Source organism: Amycolatopsis sp. NPDC058278 (assembly GCF_042881395.1).
Classification (GTDB): Bacteria; Actinomycetota; Actinomycetes; order Mycobacteriales; family Pseudonocardiaceae; genus Amycolatopsis.
In genome coordinates, this window is sequence record NZ_JBHVXZ010000283.1 from 1 (window position 1) to 1,210 (window position 1,210).

The following is a 1,210-nucleotide window of genomic DNA, read 5'->3' on the forward strand; positions in this document are numbered from 1 at the left end:
CCTTAATGCCGGACCTAGGGAGTAGGGGCCCCAAATACAAGGGTGGGGCCTCGAACTATTTTTGACCACGCTTTTCGGTCAAAAATAGTTTGGGGTGCCCTTGTATTTGGGGGGACGACCGATACAATTTCGGGGCCACCCACCACCCGCGGACGCAACGAGATCACGGGAAGGTGCCAACGGCCGGTGTGCTCTATCGGTGAGTGGCTGATCAGACGATGCGGTGGCGCCCAGCCCATGGCAGCATGGCCTGCTGACTTGCCGGTATGCTGCTCGTAGCGTTCCGTGGGCTTGCGTAGGCCCTCTGGCGGAGCGTCAGCGGGCCGCCGCGAGTCTTGCAGCTCGTCACTTCGGTGGCGTGGCCCTTCGGGGCTACTGCGGCGGTACCGCGCCCTATTTTCTCGCCCGGTCGCCGGCGACACCACCGTGGTCAATGAGCCCGCGCCCAGCCCGGTGACGTGACCGTCGCGCAGCCGATGTGGCAGATCCGCACCGCAGGCGTGGGTACGCTGGTGGGTGTTACCGCTGCCCTCCCCGCGTGGGAGGTGCGTCATGGATGAACGTCAAGCGGGTGGGTCTCGTCGGAAGCGGCGGTCGTCGGCGGCGTTGGAGCGGCTGGAGTCGGCGCGTCGGCGTCGTGCCGAGCAGTTGGAGCGTGAGCGCGAGAACGAGCGACGTGTGGACGCGGCGCTGGGGCCTTTCGCGGAGGCAACGACAGCGGTCGAGGCGGTGGAGCGTCGGCGCGAGGACCGGGTTGCGGCATTGGCCGCGCAGCTGGAGCGGAAGCTCGCGGAGCTGGAGCGCCAGCGCACGGCGAAGGTCGCGGAGTTCGAGCGGTCGGTTGAGCAGGTGCGTGCGGACGCGGAGATGGAGATCGCGGAGTGGCGGTCGGTGATGGCGAGGTCGGTGGCGCAGATCCGCGGTGCGGAAGTGGGCGCGGCGGAGACGGCGGAGCTGCTGGGTATCTCGCCGAAGCTAGTGACGGCGTTGTCGCGGGAGGCGGTCGAGTCCAGTGCCGACGGTGTGCCAGAGCGTGACGCGGCCGACGCGGGCCCTCGGGAGGAGGCTGGTCCGTCCGCGGCCGTGGTGGCGGGCGTCGAGTCGGTGAGCACCGCAGGTGTCGTGCGCGTCGTCGCCGATGGTGAGCAGGGTTCGGCTGAGCTGGGTGGCTGGCCGGGCGTCGCTGAATGAGGTCGGACACATAAGAGCC

At 68.6% G+C, this 1,210-nt stretch carries 1 protein-coding gene; it reads left to right on the forward strand.

The genetic code is table 11. The features are described from left to right. Nucleotides 1-678: 678 nt before the first annotated feature. On the forward strand, nt 679-1,191 hold the full coding sequence (locus tag ACFVYA_RS49990) for a hypothetical protein (protein WP_387055716.1): 513 nt from the start codon (nt 679-681) through the stop codon (nt 1,189-1,191). The last annotated feature ends 19 nt before the right edge of the window (nt 1,192-1,210 follow it).